Annotated in this window: 15 protein-coding genes and 1 pseudogene; 7 read left to right on the top strand and 9 right to left on the bottom strand. The window is 60.2% G+C overall.

Annotated elements, in window-relative coordinates:
• Positions 1-8: 8 nt before the first annotated feature.
• Positions 9-941 (top strand): D-2-hydroxyacid dehydrogenase, encoded by a 933-nt coding sequence (locus tag J2Y56_RS08325; protein WP_310333972.1) that lies wholly within the window; start codon positions 9-11, stop codon positions 939-941.
• A gap of 133 nt (positions 942-1,074) precedes the next feature.
• On the opposite strand, the gene J2Y56_RS08330 is transcribed toward J2Y56_RS08325, so the two are convergent.
• On the bottom strand, positions 1,075-1,668 hold the full coding sequence (locus tag J2Y56_RS08330) for a nitroreductase family protein (RefSeq protein ID WP_007944022.1): 594 nt from the start codon (positions 1,666-1,668) through the stop codon (positions 1,075-1,077).
• A gap of 167 nt (positions 1,669-1,835) precedes the next feature.
• Between J2Y56_RS08330 and J2Y56_RS08335 the strand changes: the two genes are divergently transcribed.
• Both J2Y56_RS08335 and J2Y56_RS08340 read left to right on the top strand, forming a co-directional pair.
• Positions 1,836-2,285 carry a YcgN family cysteine cluster protein gene (locus J2Y56_RS08335; RefSeq protein ID WP_007944020.1) on the top strand — a complete coding sequence of 150 codons (450 nt, stop codon included), beginning with the start codon at positions 1,836-1,838 and terminating at the stop codon, positions 2,283-2,285.
• A 36-nt stretch (positions 2,286-2,321) separates the two neighbouring features.
• Complete coding sequence (locus J2Y56_RS08340; protein WP_310349696.1) at positions 2,322-3,551, top strand: hypothetical protein; 1,230 nt, start codon at positions 2,322-2,324, stop codon at positions 3,549-3,551.
• Between the two features lie 57 nt (positions 3,552-3,608).
• Here J2Y56_RS08340 and J2Y56_RS08345 read toward each other — a convergent pair whose 3' ends face one another.
• The 4 genes from J2Y56_RS08345 to J2Y56_RS08360 form a co-directional block, all read right to left on the bottom strand.
• Entirely contained in the window at positions 3,609-3,986 is a 378-nt protein-coding gene (locus tag J2Y56_RS08345; RefSeq protein ID WP_007944017.1) for a DUF2892 domain-containing protein, read from the bottom strand.
• Between the two features lie 91 nt (positions 3,987-4,077).
• Positions 4,078-4,548 (bottom strand): RNA methyltransferase, encoded by a 471-nt coding sequence (locus J2Y56_RS08350; protein ID WP_007944014.1) that lies wholly within the window; start codon positions 4,546-4,548, stop codon positions 4,078-4,080.
• A 205-nt stretch (positions 4,549-4,753) separates the two neighbouring features.
• Positions 4,754-5,125, bottom strand: coding sequence for a YajD family HNH nuclease (locus J2Y56_RS08355; RefSeq protein WP_007944009.1), 372 nt, complete (start codon positions 5,123-5,125; stop codon positions 4,754-4,756).
• A gap of 49 nt (positions 5,126-5,174) precedes the next feature.
• A complete protein-coding gene (locus J2Y56_RS08360) occupies positions 5,175-5,861 on the bottom strand; it encodes a spermidine synthase (RefSeq protein ID WP_007898703.1) in 687 nt (228 codons plus the stop codon).
• A gap of 95 nt (positions 5,862-5,956) precedes the next feature.
• Between J2Y56_RS08360 and J2Y56_RS08365 the strand changes: the two genes are divergently transcribed.
• Positions 5,957-6,247, top strand: a complete 291-nt coding sequence (locus tag J2Y56_RS08365; protein ID WP_007944005.1) for a hypothetical protein — start codon at positions 5,957-5,959, stop codon at positions 6,245-6,247.
• Here J2Y56_RS08365 and J2Y56_RS08370 read toward each other — a convergent pair.
• Together J2Y56_RS08370 and J2Y56_RS08375 are read right to left on the bottom strand one after the other, a co-directional pair.
• The gene (locus J2Y56_RS08370) at positions 6,244-6,717 is read right to left on the bottom strand and encodes a cyclic nucleotide-binding domain-containing protein (protein ID WP_310349698.1); all 474 of its coding nucleotides are present in this window, start codon (positions 6,715-6,717) and stop codon (positions 6,244-6,246) included. The two genes, J2Y56_RS08365 and J2Y56_RS08370, sit on opposite strands and share 4 nt — an antisense overlap.
• Before the next feature lie 102 nt (positions 6,718-6,819).
• Entirely contained in the window at positions 6,820-8,874 is a 2,055-nt protein-coding gene (locus J2Y56_RS08375) for a S9 family peptidase (protein ID WP_310349699.1), read from the bottom strand.
• Positions 8,875-9,121: 247 nt separating this feature from the next.
• Between J2Y56_RS08375 and J2Y56_RS08380 the strand changes: the two genes are divergently transcribed.
• The 3 genes from J2Y56_RS08380 to J2Y56_RS08390 are packed head-to-tail and all read left to right on the top strand — an operon-like array spanning position 9,122 to position 10,986.
• Complete coding sequence (locus J2Y56_RS08380) at positions 9,122-9,619, top strand: MFS transporter (RefSeq protein WP_310333960.1); 498 nt, start codon at positions 9,122-9,124, stop codon at positions 9,617-9,619.
• 33 nt (positions 9,620-9,652) lie between these two features.
• Positions 9,653-10,429 (top strand): class II glutamine amidotransferase, encoded by a 777-nt coding sequence (locus tag J2Y56_RS08385; RefSeq protein ID WP_007946781.1) that lies wholly within the window; start codon positions 9,653-9,655, stop codon positions 10,427-10,429.
• 14 nt (positions 10,430-10,443) lie between these two features.
• A complete protein-coding gene (locus tag J2Y56_RS08390) occupies positions 10,444-10,986 on the top strand; it encodes a DUF2937 family protein (RefSeq protein ID WP_007946782.1) in 543 nt (180 codons plus the stop codon).
• Between the two features lie 77 nt (positions 10,987-11,063).
• Here J2Y56_RS08390 and J2Y56_RS08395 read toward each other — a convergent pair whose 3' ends face one another.
• A complete protein-coding gene (locus tag J2Y56_RS08395; protein WP_310349701.1) occupies positions 11,064-13,175 on the bottom strand; it encodes a TonB-dependent receptor in 2,112 nt (703 codons plus the stop codon).
• Positions 13,172-13,394 (bottom strand): annotated as a pseudogene (locus tag J2Y56_RS08400) (MFS transporter); the annotation flags it as partial. The pseudogene J2Y56_RS08400 and the gene J2Y56_RS08395, both read right to left, overlap by 4 nt.
• Between the last annotated feature and the right edge of the window lie 34 nt (positions 13,395-13,428).

A 13,428-nucleotide genomic window follows, 5' to 3' on the forward strand; every position in this document is an offset into this window, starting at 1 on the left:
GTTGAAACATGCGCGTTCTGATTGCCGAACACGACCACCCGGTATATGCACAGTTGTTGCGTCAAGCGGCGCCTGAGCTGGAAGTGCTCACCAGTGGCGACTCTGCTGAACTGGCTCGTCTGGCGGCGGATTGCCCGGTCTGGCTGGGTCAACCGGATCTGCTGGCCACCCTGTTGCGTCAGGGCCACGAGCCGCAATGGCTGCAATCGACCTGGGCAGGCATCACGCCACTGCTCGCCGACGGCTTGCCACGTCACTATCGCCTGACCCGCGCGGTCGGCATTTTTGGTCAGGTGATGGCCGAATACGTGCTGACTTACATGCTGGGCCATGAACGCGAAGTATTGGCGCGGCTGGTCAGTCAGGTCGAGCGCAAATGGGACAGCCGTCACGGCCAAAGCCTGGCGGGACGCAAGGTATTGATCGTCGGTACCGGTGATATCGGACGGACGGTGGCGCAGTTCCTGGTGCCGTTTGGCGTCGAACTGTACGGCATCGCCAGCGAAGCTCGCGAACAGGCACCGTTTGTTGAAGTGGGTTCGCTGGCGGATTTGCCGCGTTTGGTCGGGGAAGTGGATTACGTGGTCAATCTGCTGCCCAACACCCCCAATACCCACGATTTGTATGACGCGGCGCTGTTCAAGCAGTTCAAGCCGACCGGGTTGTTCATCAACGTCGGTCGCGGTGTCGCGGTGGTCGATGCGGATCTGGTGGAAGCCTTGAAAGAAGGGCATCTGGCGGGCGCGGTCATTGATGTCTGCCGTCAGGAGCCGCTGCCGCAACGTCACCCGTTCTGGACCGCCTGGGGCTTGCTGCTGACCGGTCACAGCTCGGCACCGACGTCGCCATCGATGATGGTGAATCTGTTTGTCGAAAACCTGCAGGCGTATCAGTCAGGTGAGGCATTGCGCGGGGAAGTGGATTTCGAACGCGGTTACTGAACCCACCGCAATGATCGTTCCCACGCTCTGCGTGGGAATGCCGCCGGGGACGCTCCGCGTCCGCTTCGGATGTGACGCAGAGCGTCACCGGATGCATTCCCACGCAGAGCGTGTGGATGATCGGGTGACGCGCTTAGAGGGTGAAGTCGCCTTCAGCCGCCAACTCGCTCAACGGACGACGCGGGCTTGGCGCTTCACGCGCTTGCAGGTAATCCGCCAGCGATGCCTTGTCGCCCAGCTTCCCCACCGCAATGGCCGCGTGCAGCGCATAACCTTCAGGAATGTTCAGCTCCTTGCGGGTCAGTTCCTGATCGAAACCGGCCATGCCATGGGTGTGCCAGCCGCTGATGCTCGCCTGCAACGCCAGATGTCCCCACGCCGAACCGGTGTCGAAGGTGTGCCACAGCGCTGGAGTTTCTTCGGTCGCGCCCGGCACGGCGAAGGTGGTTTTCGAGATCACGATCACCAGTGCCGAGGCGTGTTGTGCCCAGCCGCGGTTGAATTCGTTCAGCAGGCCCAGGTAACGCTCCCAGTTTGGCGTGTCGCGACGCGCATACAGAAACCGCCAAGGCTGCGAATTGTAGGCCGACGGTGCCCAGCGGGCAGCTTCGAAGAAGCTCAGCAAGGTTTCTTCCGGGATGGTTTCGCCGGTGAACGCGCGGGGCGACCAGCGATCGGTGAACTGAGGGTGGATGGCATAGTCGGCGACGCGTGGATTAGCACTCATCAAGTGATTCCTTGCTACGTTTGAAAGTGAGGGAGCGACGCGAAACCCTACTTTGCGGCGCAAGAACTGACAAGCCTGTTAATACCGGCAGTCGCCAATGCTTGGCCCACAAGGGCCTTGGCACTAGACTGGCGGCCTTTTCACCACCTGATGTTGATGCTTGAGCCATGGCCGCCAAAGTCGAACCGTTCTGGATACGCAAAACCCTCGATCAACTGGATCAAGAGGAATGGGAGTCGCTGTGCGACGGCTGTGGCCTGTGCTGCCTGCAAAAACTCGAAGATGAAGACGACAACAGCGTCTACTACACGCGCATCGCCTGCAAACTGCTCGACCTGAAAACCTGTCAGTGTACCGACTACCCCAACCGGCGTGACTTCGTCCCGGACTGCATCCAGCTCACGCCGGGCAAGGCCGACGAGTTCAAATGGTTGCCACCGACCTGCGGTTATCGCCTGGTCAGTGAAGGCAAGGATTTGCCGCTCTGGCACCATTTGGTGTGTGGCGATCGCGATGCGGTGCACCACGAGCGTATTTCACAATCCGGGCGCATGCTCGCCGAAGGCAGCGTGCCTGAAGACGATTGGGAAGATCATCTGATATTCCGCGCGGGTTAATCGCTGGCGGTTTTGGGTTTTCACGAAGGAGTGTGTATGGCTGTGGGATGGCGCCTGTCGTTGGTCGTTGGGCTGCTGGCCCTGAGTTCATCCGCGTGGGCGGTGAAGAAGGTTGATCTGGACTACCACGTGCGCCTTTTGCCACAAAGCGATCAGGCCGAGGTGCGCCTGACGCTGGCGCAGGGCTCGGCGGTGCGCAGCCTGGATTTTGACCTGGGCGATGGCAGCCACTACAGCGACTTCAAGGCCGACGGCCAATGGCAACTTACCCCTGGAAAAGTGGCGCGAGGGGTCTGGCATCCCGCCGCTGACAAGGCCAGCCTGACCTACCGCGTGCGCATCAGCCATGGTCGCAAGAGCGGCAATTTCGACACGCGTATGACGCCGGGTTGGGCGCTGATGCGCGGTGACGATCTGGTGCCTCCCGCCAAACTCGATCAAGAGGACGGTATCGAGCTGGTTTCGCGCCTTGAGTTCGAATTGCCCAGCGGTTGGAAAAGCGTCGAAACCGCCTGGCCGCGGATCGGCAACAACAAATTCCGCATCGACAACGTGTCCCGACTGTTCGACCGCCCCACCGGCTGGATGCTCGCCGGGCACCTCGGCAGTCGTCGCACGCGGCTGGGGGAAACCGAAGTCACCGTCGCTTCGCCTCAGGGCCAGGGCATGCGCCGCATGGACGTGGTGACCTTGTTGACCTTTGTCTGGCCGCAGGTACAGGCCGTGTTCCCGCGTCATCCAGGCAAATTGCTGATTGTCGGTGCCAACGACCCGATGTGGCGTGGCAGCCTGGCTGCGCACGAATCGATCTACCTGAACACGCGTCTGCCGCTGGTCAGCGAAAGCGGCAGCAGCGCGCTGGTGCGTGAGTTGGCGCAAGTGCTGGGGCGGATCAACGATGAACAGCGAAGCGACTGGATCACAGAAGGTTTTGCCGAGTATTACGCCATCGAACTGGTGCGCCGTGCCGGTGGCATGAGCGATGAGCGGTATGAAAGCTTGCACGCCAAGCTGGTCAAGGACGGCCAGAAGGTCACGAGCCTGCGTGGCGAACAGATCAACCCGGCGCAGGTGGCAAAAGCGGTGGTGTTGTTACAGGAACTGGACCGGGAGATTCGCTTGAAGACACGCAACAAGCGCTCGCTAGATGATGTATTGCGCGGGGCGATGCGTCTGGAGAGTGTGGATACCAAGGAGTTTGTACAACTGGCCGAGAGCGTTATTGGCGAACCGTCCAAAGTCCTTGATACCGAGTTGCTTCAGTAACACCGCCATCGCGGGCTTGCCCGCGAAGAGGCCCGGAGTCTCACTACATCGTCCGGATCAAACCCCGGTTTTAGGCGACTCCAACGAGTCATTCCCCGTCACCGTAGCGGTTTTCGTTGCGGCCTCGGCATTCGCCTTCAACTTGCTCAACTCTTCCCCGGCCCGTTCAATTTTCGCCCGTACAATGTCCATGTCCTGGCGGCTTTTTTCGATCTTGCTCTTGAGCGAACAGTGTCCGGTAACGCCGCGAGCCAGTGCTGCACCGCCAATCGCTACTTGAATCAGACCGAAAATACCACCGCGACGCAGGCCTTTGCCCATCATCACGATGCCACCCGCCACGGAGCCGGCGCGCTCCCAACCGTGGACGTTCTGCTCGGAATGGGTCTGGAACGGGGTCGATTCGATGCGCTCTACGCGTTTGAGTTCGCTCATGATCTTTCTCCTGGCAGGAAGGCTGTTTCAGTCGTGGATAATTAAGCTGACTGCCCAAACCGGCGGCTTGTTCCATCGAATGTACGTTGAATCAGCGAAATTTCGCCCCGGAACGGGTGTTGAGCCCTTTGGACATGCGGTCGTAGAGCACGACGTTGACGGTGGCCGCCAGGTTCATGCAACCGGTGGTCGGGATGTAGACCACGTCTTCGCACCAGTCGCGAATCTCTTTATCCAGCGAGCCGTCTTCCGGGCCGAAGATGTAAAGGGCGCGATCCGGATGGGTGTATTCCGGCAGGGAACGGGCGCCGTCGACCAGTTCCACGGCAACCGGCACACAGCCCAATGGCAGGATTTTTTTCAGGTCGTCGATGCCGATCAGCGGGATGTCGTAGTGGACGCGCTTGGTGTCGGTGACGAAGTCGGCGGCGCGTTCATAACGCTTGCCGGTATAGAACACGGACGCCACGCCATAGCAGCCGGCGGCGCGCATGACCGAACCGACGTTTTCCGGTGATTTGGGGTTATACAAACCAATGCAGCTGTACCGTTTGTCTGCCACGAGCGGGGTGCCTTCGGGGAAAAAACGGCGATTATACGGGGATTGGGGGAGGGGTGTTCAGTGATCGTTCCCGCGCTCCGCGTGGGAATGCCTCAACGGACGCTCTGCGTTCGGCTCTAAATGGGACGCAGAGCGTCCCGGGCTGCATTCCCACGCAGAGCGTGGGATCGATCAGGCATGAGGCCAGCCAAGGCACTGAAGATCTTCAGTCTTCCTTCTTCATCAATCCCGCCAACGCCGCAAACGGGTTATGCGTCGCCTTGGCGATTTTCGGCGTGCTCAGCGAGCCTTCGCCGAAATACTGCTGATCGGTATACCGCGAGTGTTCATTGTCGTGGCAGTACAGGCACAACAGTTCCCAGTTGGAGCCATCCTGCGGGTTGTTGTCGTGGTTGTGGTCGCGGTGGTGCACGGTCAGTTCGCTCAGACGCTTGCCGGAGAATTCACGGGCGCAGCGGCCGCACACGTGCGGGTACATCTTCAGGGCCTTGTCGCGGTAGCCCATTTCCTTGTCGCGCTGGTTGTCGGCGAGGATGCGGTCCAGCTTCGAAGTATTGGTCGGGGTGGACGAACTCATGGGTTCACCTTTGTAAAAAGACTAATGACGGTATTAAGCGAAGTTTAGCTCAGCCCTTGAGCTTCTCGGCAATCCAGATGGTGTGGCGTGTGCCCTTGTTGCCATGGGCGAAGACTTGTACTTCTTCTGCCTTGAAACCGGCCTTTTTCAATTTGTCGGAAAACTGTCTGTCGGCACTGGCCGACCACACCGCCAGCACGCCTTTGGGCCGCAGGGCCTTGGCGCAGGCGCTCAGGCCGCCGGCGGAGTAGAGCCAGCTGTTGGCTTTCTGGGTCAGGCCTTCGGGGCCGTTGTCGACGTCGAGCATGATCGCGTCGAACCCTTGGGGCTCGGCCTGCAACACTTTGGCCACGTCTTCCATGCGAATCACGGTACGCGGGTCGAGCAGCGGGTTGCCGGCTTTCTCACCCAGCGGCCCACGATTCCACTCCACCACCCCCGGCACCAACTCAGCGACCACCACTTCGGCGGTCTTGCCCAAATGTTTCAGCGCCGAGGCGAGGGTGAAACCCATGCCCAGGCCGCCGATCAGCACGCGTGAATTCGGGCGGCCGGCCACTTTGCGGCACGGGATCTCGGCCAGTGCGTCTTCGGAGCCGTGCATGCGAGTGTTCATCAATTGTCCGCCATCGCCACCCTGGATCTTGATGACGAAATCCTCACCGTATTCGAACAGGCACAGGGCACCGCCGTTTTCAGGAATGGGCGTGGTGTCGAGCAGGACGAAACGTTTCATGGGGCTCTCTTGAGAAAGTCTTGCATAAACTGGGAGGGCAAACGGGCGCAGTTGGGAGTAGCCTGAAAGGGACAACTAGGCCAACGGAGCCATTGATGAAGCGCACTATTCTAACGGCCATTGCTCTGGCCGCGCTCTCGATTACTGCAGTGCAGGCGCAAACGCTGCAAACCATTCCCGTCAGCCCTGCCCCCATGCCCGGTTCGCCTGGCACCGCGACGCCGACGCCGTACCCGCAAATCACCGCGCCCTCCTTGCCAAAGACCGGCCCTGGCAGTAGCGGTCCGCCGTTGGTACCGATTGAAATGCCGAGCCCGCCGACCAAGGATCAGCCCGTTCCGGGGATCGAACAAAACCCGACGAAAGTCAAATCGCCGGGCGGTTAAACCTGCTGCGAAAGCAGCTGCCCGTCAGCCATTCGCAAGCGTTTGGAGAGGGATACGGCGAGGGCGCGGATGATCTTGGCGGCGATTTTTGGCGCGTCGTTGATCATCTTTTCCAGTGAGTCCTTGCCCAGGTTCAGCAACTGGCAGTTGCTCGCCGCCACGCAACTGGCTGAACGGCGTTCTCCATCCAGCACGGCCATCTCGCCGAACGAGCGACCGCTGCGCAACGTGGCCATGGTCACGAGTTGCCCGTCACCATTGGTTTTTTGCACCGCCACCTGGCCGGTGTGAATGATGCACATGAAACTGCCGGCATCACCCTCATGGAAAATCTCCTCGCCCTGGGCCACGGTGGTAATGCTGAAATAGCCCGAGGCCGCCGCAAAATCTACGGGCAGCAATTGATCGAACAGGCCGCAGTCCATCAGCCAGTCGCGAATTTCGTTGTTCAGTAAGGTCGGTTCTGACATGTCGTCATTCTTGTGTCTGTTGCTGGGTCGAATTTGATGTCACCACAAAACCCTGTGGGAGCCGGGGTCTGGTGTTAAGACCGGAACCCCGCGCCAAGTTCCTCAGGCAATGCCCAAAACCTTGAACAAAAATGCGTATTCGAGTGCTACGTCACGCAATCCTTGATAACGACCGCTCATCCCGCCATGCCCGGCGCCCAATTCAGTCTTGAGCAGCAGAAGATGGCTGTCGGTTTTGGTCGCGCGCAATTTCGCTACCCACTTGGCCGCTTCCCAGTACTGCACGCGGCTGTCGTTGTAGCCGGCAATCACCAGCGTTGCCGGGTAGGCTTGCGCGGTAACGTTTTCGTACGGGGCGTAGGCCTTGATTCGGTCATAAACGTCCGGCTCTTGCGGGTTGCCCCATTCGTCGTATTCCGTGACGGTCAGGGGCAGGTCCGGGTCGAGCATGGTGTTGAGCATGTCGACGAACGGCACTTCGGCAATCGCCGCCCCGAACAACTCCGGCCGCTGATTGAGCACCGCGCCAATCAGCAAACCACCGGCACTGCCTCCGCTGATCGCCAGTTGCGGCGCAGTGGTGAAGCCGTTGGCAATCAAGTGTTCAGCGCAGGCAATGAAGTCGCTGAACGTGTTGTGCTTGTGTTCCTGCTTGCCGGCCCGATACCAGGCTTCGCCCAATTCACCGCCGCCACGCACGTGGGCGATGGCGAAGGCCATGCCGCGATCCAGCAGGCTCAGGCGGGCGTGGGAGAACCACGGGTCGAGGCTTTCGCCATAGGCGCCATAACCGTAAAGGTACAGTGGCACGGGTTGGCCCAGATGTTCGCGTTTGACCACCAGGCTGATCGGCACCCGGGTACCGTCCGGTGCGGTTGCCCACAAGCGCTGGCTGACGTAGGCGTCGGCATCAAACGGGCCGAGCACCGGGGTTTGCTTGAGCACTTTCTGCTCGCCGCTCTGCAGTTCAAGCTGGCGAATTTGCGCCGGACGGTTCAGCGCCTCGTAGCGCAGGCGGATCCTGTCGCTGACGAACTCCAGGCTGTTCTGGACGTGCAGGCTGTAGGCCGCATCCGGCAATTGCACCCGATAAGGCGACTGGCCTTGTGAGTGAACCTCGATGATCGGCAAGCCGCCTTCGCGCAGGCTCAGGGTCATGGCGCCGGTGTTCAGGCTCATGCCATCGATCATCACGGTGTCGCTGTGGGGGATGAGGTTTTTCCAGTCGGCTTCGGTGGGCGCCACGCCGGTGTCGACAGCGCTGTACAGGGCAAAGTTGATGCCGTCGCGGTTGGTGCGAATGAACCAGGTCCATTCGCCGTCGAGGGCGCCGTGGTCGACGTCGTATTCATGGTCTTCAACCCGTGGCGCCAGGCACGTGAAGGCCTGATGCGGCAGGGAGGCGTCAAGCACCCAGACTTCACTGGTGGTCTTGCTGCCAAGGGACAGCAACAGTTGCAGTTCGGAGCTTGAGCGGTAGCAATGCAGGAAGAATCGTCCGTCCGGCTCATGGAACACTTCTTCGGCGGCCGTGCCATCCAGCCGGTAACGGAACAGTTTGTGCGGGCGATGGGTGTCGTCCAGCTCGCCGAAAAACAGCGTCAGGCTGTCATTGGCCCAGGTCATGCTGCCGTCACAGTCCTGGAATTCCAGTTCGCTGACGCGACCGTCGGACAATTCCTTCACGAACAGCGTGTAGATCTCGTCGCCGCTGGCATCGATGCTGTAGGCCAGACGCTGGTGGTCCGGGCTGATGCTGAATGCGCCCAGGGAAAAAAAGCCGCCGTTGGCCAGTTCATTCGGGTCCAGCAGCAGTTGCTCGTGGCTTTCGTCGAGCTGCAGGCTGTCATCGGCCGGGCGCGGGCAGCGGTAGTGCCGGGCGTATTCGTCACCGGCGGTGGTCCGCGTGTAATACAGGTACGGACCCCAAGGGGAGGGCAGCGACAAGTCGGTTTCGAGAATCCGGCCCTTGATCTCTTCGAACAGGGTCTCGCGCAAGCCTGCCTGATCGGCGGTTTGCGCCGCTTGATAGCTGTTTTCAGCCTTGAGGTAGTCAAGCACCGCGTCGGTGTCGCGCTCCTGCAGCCAGGCATACGGGTCATCGCCTTCGGCCTTGTGGGCAATGGGCGCGTCGGAAACGTTGGCGGATAAGGGCATGGATGGCTCTCGTGCAATGTACGAAATAGGGGTTTGGCAGGCTGCTGCCAGATCAAGATCGAATGCAAAACCTGTGGGAGCGAGCTTGCTCGCGATGGCGGTATGACAGTCAACACAGATGCTGAATCTGATGACCTCATCGCGAGCAAGCTCGCTCCCACAGGTTCTGTGCCTTGACCGACAGGCATTGGGACAAGCCTGATGTGCGAAAAGTCGTTACTATAAGCGCCTCTTTGCCTGCCTTGCCATGGACACCATGACCGAGAACGACTATCTGATCGCTTGGGGCCTCTACGCCTTTGCCGCTTTGGGCTGCCTGTTGGTGTGGATGCGCCTGACCCACTGGATGTGGCGCTGGCTACGCGAGCCGCTGCGGCTGCTGGTGGCCGTGTTGCTGTTCAGCCCGACGATCATCGATCCGGTGAAGGATAAAGTCGCACCGGCCATCGCCATCACGGCGCTCGACCTGTTGTTCAAGGTAGGCAATAACGCATGGCGGGCGATTTCCGATCTGCTCATGTACGGCATGATCGCCTTTGGTCTTTATCTGGTCATGGTGGCGATCCGCATCCCCATCGAGCGCGCCGCCAATGCCCGCAAGGAACAAGCGGCCGCCGCCAAGGCTGCCGCCAAAGCCGACGAGCCTGAAGAGGATCATTTTTTCGGCGGTGCCGGCGATGATCGTTACGGTCGTCCGCCGGTTCCGAGCAATCCACAGCGATTGCGGGTCGAGCCGCGTTTGTAACTTTGCCCCTGCCTTTTCATCGAGAGTCCGAACATGTGTGAGTTATTGGGCATGAGCGCCAATGTGCCGACCGACATCGTGTTCAGCTTCACCGGGCTGATGCAGCGCGGCGGCCGTACCGGCCCGCACCGTGACGGCTGGGGGATCGCGTTCTATGAAGGCCGTGGCCTGCGCCTGTTTCAGGACCCGGCCGCCAGCAGCGAGTCTGAAGTCGCAAACCTGGTGCAGCGCTATCCAATCAAAAGCGAAGTGGTGATCGGGCACATCCGCCAGGCCAATGTCGGCAAGGTCTGCCTGTCCAATACCCACCCGTTCGTGCGCGAACTGTGGGGGCGCAACTGGTGTTTCGCCCATAACGGCCAACTCGCTGACTTTCAACCGACTGCCAGTTTCTATCGCCCCGTGGGTGACACCGACAGCGAGGCGGCGTTCTGCGATCTGCTCAATCGCGTGCGCGCGGGGTTCCCGGAACCGGTCGAGGTGGAGCAATTGCTGCCCGATCTGGTGGCGGCCTGCGCCGAATACCGTAGCAAAGGCGTGTTCAACTGCCTGCTCAGCGACGGTGACTGGCTGTTCTGCTATTGCTCGACCAAATTGGCCCAGATCACCCGTCGGGCGCCTTTCGGCCCTGCGCGCTTGAAGGATGTCGATGTGATCGTCGACTTCCAGGCCGAAACCACGCCCAACGACGTGGTGACAGTAATTGCCACTGAACCCCTGACTGAAAACGAAACCTGGACCCGCTACGAACCGGGCCAATGGAGCCTCTGGCGGCGCGGCGAATGCGTCAGCCAGGGCAAGACCGAATAAGGATCTCCCCCCTGATGTTGCTGAGTTATCTACGGCTGGTGTTATTTGCGGCGGGCCTGTTGATCGGTGTACAGGTGCCGGGATTTATCAATGATTACGCCAAGCGCGTCGAGGCGCACCTGATCGAGGCGCAGACGGGTTTGAGCGGTTTTCAGGGCACGGCCAATCAGTTTTTCAAGGGCGACATGCAGGCGCTGGTCGCCCACTACCGTGCCAGTGACGACCCGATCTTTCGCAGCGATGCCGACAGCCTGAGCAACCTGCTGACCCGTCAGCTGGCGCTGGACAAGCAATTCCAGGCCATGCAGGGCCCTTGGTACATCCGCTTCCTGCAAGTGGTGCTGGCCGCCGACCCGGACATCCGCAAGGAAACCTGGAATGGCTACAGCTACCAGATCCTGCTGACGCCGCAAGCGATGATCTGGGGCATGAGCGGCGCGATGCTGTTGTCGTTCGGCATCGAATGCCTGTTCCGCTTGATCGACTGGGTGGTGTTGGGCGGCAAACGCCTGCGCCAGAGCCGGCCGATCGAAGACCGGGATGTGCGCGGCCTGTAACCCTGCAGCCGGTTTGCCGGCGATTGCCGCGACACCTATGTCCGGCAGATCGCATCGCTGGCAAGCCGGCACCTGTTTTACCAGTCGACCGAGTAGCTCATGCTCAACGTGCGGCCTTCGGCGTTGGCGAACGGCATTCTGGCGTTGGCCTGGGTGAACAGGTTTACGTACGTGCGATTCGTCAGGTTAAACACCCCGCCTTCAAGACGACCGACCGGCAGTTGCACGGAGCCGAGCAGGTCCACCAGCGTATAACCGTCGATGTCGCGTCCGTTGTTGTCCTTGTAGGCGGCGTCATAACTGGACAAATGCATGCCTTGCAGGCGCAGGTTGTAATCCTCTTCGATATAGCCGACGAACAGCGTGGTCTTGGCCGGTGAAATGCGCGTGGCCGGCAGATCGATCCATTTACCGTTCTGCTCGGTCTCGCCTTTGGCCCAGGCGTAAGTACCCCCCACCGACCACTGATCAGTCACGCGGTAGGTCAGGTTGTTTTCGATGCCGCGAACGCGCTCTTTCTGATTGATCAGGCGTAATACGCGATCATTGGCATCGTAGAACTGGGTCACGTCCGAGGTGTTTTCATACACGGTGACGTCGGCCTGCCACTGGTCCCAGTCACCACGCCAGCCCACCTCGTAACTGTTGACCTTGATGGCCTGGGCGTTGAGGCTCTGGATGTCGAAGGTGCTGCTGACGTCACGCATGAAGCGCTGGATATCCGGCAGCGAAAACCCCTGGCTGAAATTGGCGAATACGTCCTGACTATCACTCAGGTGGTAGACCGCGCCCAGGTTGTACAGTGTGTCATCGTATTTGAGGGTGTCGCCGGGCAGCGTTGCGCGTACGCCGGTCTGGACGATCTCACCATAAGCGATGCTGTCGGAAACGTCGCTTTCGATCCATTCACGGCGTACACCGCCACGCACGGTCCAGTCACCGATGTCCCATGACATCTGCCCGAACAGCGATTTGGTGGTGGTTTCGATGTCCGGGCCCAGCTCGTAGGTGGTGCCGGTCTTGGTGTAGGTCAGACCATTGAGCGTGTATTGATCACCTCGTTGGCGGGAGCGCTCATTATCATAGTCGGCACCCCAGACCAGGTTGCCAGTGGCACTGCCGATGGCCGGCAGCGGCGTGTCGATGGCTGCGCGCAGGCCGTAGACATCCTGCACGCTGTTGTTATCGGAGATCCCGGCCTTGCCCCGTGACAGGTCCGGGAAAAACAGTGCATCGGCGCGGCGCCAGTAACTTTCCAATTGCAGGCCTTGACCGTAGAAGTCGGCGTCGGTGTAGTTGAGGTTGACTGCCTGGTTGTGGGTATAGGGTTGGTCATCAAGTTTCAATCCCTTGACTGCCACGGCTTGCTGCAGGTTTTTCGGGTCTTTGGTGTAACCCGTGTCCTGCTGATCCTTGTAGTCCTGCAGCGACAGACTGAGTTTTTTATCGGCATCCAGTTCGTAACCGAAACGACCTTGCAAGTCATAGGTTTCGGTGTCCATGCTGCTGCCCTGAGAGGTGTCCTGAGGGATGCGGTTGCCGTTGCCATCGTACATATCGTTGCGCTGGATCAGGTCGGCGGAGACGTACCAGTCCAGGGCATCCTTGCGCCCGGTCGCGCTCTGAAAAGTTTCGTAGGCAAAGCCTTTGCTATTGAGGTTATTGCCGGTGGTCAGGCCCAGTTTGCTGCTGTAGGCAATGTCCTGACCCTGATTGCGCTTGGTGATGATATTGATGATGCCGCCTGAAGCGCCGGCACCGTAGAGGCTGCTGGCGCCGGAGACCACTTCGATGCGTTCGACGCTGGCCGGGGTGACGCTGTTGAGCTGGCGGAAGTTGTCGCGTGTGGCGTTCTGCGATACGCCGTCGATCAATACCAGCATGTTGCGCCCGCGCAGGGTCTGGCCGAAGTTGCTCATCCCGCCGCTGGACGGTGCAAGACCGGGGACCAATTGCCCGAGGATGTCGGAAATCCGGCGACCCGCGCCGCTCTGCTCACGGATCTGCTGTTCGTTGATCACCAGGACCGAACCTGGAATCGAGGCGATGGTCGCTTCGCTGCGAGTCGCGGAGACGACGGTGGCTTGCATGTTCAAAGTGCCGGGCTGCTGCTCGGTATCTTCGGCCCAGGACTGGGCGCTGAAGGTACCGAGCAACGGGATCAGCAGGGGGAGTTTGATTCGGGTCATGATGAGGACTTTTTTGAGTTGTGATAAGTGTGAGCAGGCAAGGTTGAGCGGTCAGGTGTGGCGTTGAATGACCGCACGCAGCGGATCCCTATAGCGGCTACGGCGTAGGTCAGCGCCACCAGCCAGAAACGTGTAAGTGGATAAGGTGTTGGCGATCAGGGCATAAGCCAGCGGCAGCAGGGCGCGTTGCCAGATGCCCCAGACGAATCGACTGGCGAGAGCAATTCGCTGGGCAGCAGGATTTTGTGGGGGA

Origin of the sequence: Pseudomonas sp. BE134 (genome assembly GCF_031456105.1) — a bacterium.
Taxonomy (GTDB): domain Bacteria; phylum Pseudomonadota; class Gammaproteobacteria; order Pseudomonadales; family Pseudomonadaceae; genus Aquipseudomonas.

What these genes read in the sequence shown, in the direction of transcription:
- J2Y56_RS08335 (WP_007944020.1), top strand. Translation starts at nt 1,836, where the DNA reads ATGGCCGCCAAAGTCGAACCGTTCTGGATACGCAAAACCCTCGATCAA.
- J2Y56_RS08340 (WP_310349696.1), top strand. Translation starts at nt 2,322, where the DNA reads ATGGCTGTGGGATGGCGCCTGTCGTTGGTCGTTGGGCTGCTGGCCCTG.
- J2Y56_RS08360 (WP_007898703.1), bottom strand. Translation starts at nt 5,861, where the DNA reads ATGAAACGTTTCGTCCTGCTCGACACCACGCCCATTCCTGAAAACGGC.
- J2Y56_RS08370 (WP_310349698.1), bottom strand. Translation starts at nt 6,717, where the DNA reads ATGTCAGAACCGACCTTACTGAACAACGAAATTCGCGACTGGCTGATG.
- J2Y56_RS08345 (WP_007944017.1), bottom strand. Translation starts at nt 3,986, where the DNA reads ATGAGCGAACTCAAACGCGTAGAGCGCATCGAATCGACCCCGTTCCAG.
- J2Y56_RS08355 (WP_007944009.1), bottom strand. Translation starts at nt 5,125, where the DNA reads ATGAGTTCGTCCACCCCGACCAATACTTCGAAGCTGGACCGCATCCTC.
- J2Y56_RS08365 (WP_007944005.1), top strand. Translation starts at nt 5,957, where the DNA reads ATGAAGCGCACTATTCTAACGGCCATTGCTCTGGCCGCGCTCTCGATT.
- J2Y56_RS08375 (WP_310349699.1), bottom strand. Translation starts at nt 8,874, where the DNA reads ATGCCCTTATCCGCCAACGTTTCCGACGCGCCCATTGCCCACAAGGCC.
- J2Y56_RS08390 (WP_007946782.1), top strand. Translation starts at nt 10,444, where the DNA reads ATGTTGCTGAGTTATCTACGGCTGGTGTTATTTGCGGCGGGCCTGTTG.
- J2Y56_RS08395 (WP_310349701.1), bottom strand. Translation starts at nt 13,175, where the DNA reads ATGACCCGAATCAAACTCCCCCTGCTGATCCCGTTGCTCGGTACCTTC.
- J2Y56_RS08325 (WP_310333972.1), top strand. Translation starts at nt 9, where the DNA reads ATGCGCGTTCTGATTGCCGAACACGACCACCCGGTATATGCACAGTTG.
- J2Y56_RS08380 (WP_310333960.1), top strand. Translation starts at nt 9,122, where the DNA reads ATGGACACCATGACCGAGAACGACTATCTGATCGCTTGGGGCCTCTAC.
- J2Y56_RS08385 (WP_007946781.1), top strand. Translation starts at nt 9,653, where the DNA reads ATGTGTGAGTTATTGGGCATGAGCGCCAATGTGCCGACCGACATCGTG.
- J2Y56_RS08330 (WP_007944022.1), bottom strand. Translation starts at nt 1,668, where the DNA reads ATGAGTGCTAATCCACGCGTCGCCGACTATGCCATCCACCCTCAGTTC.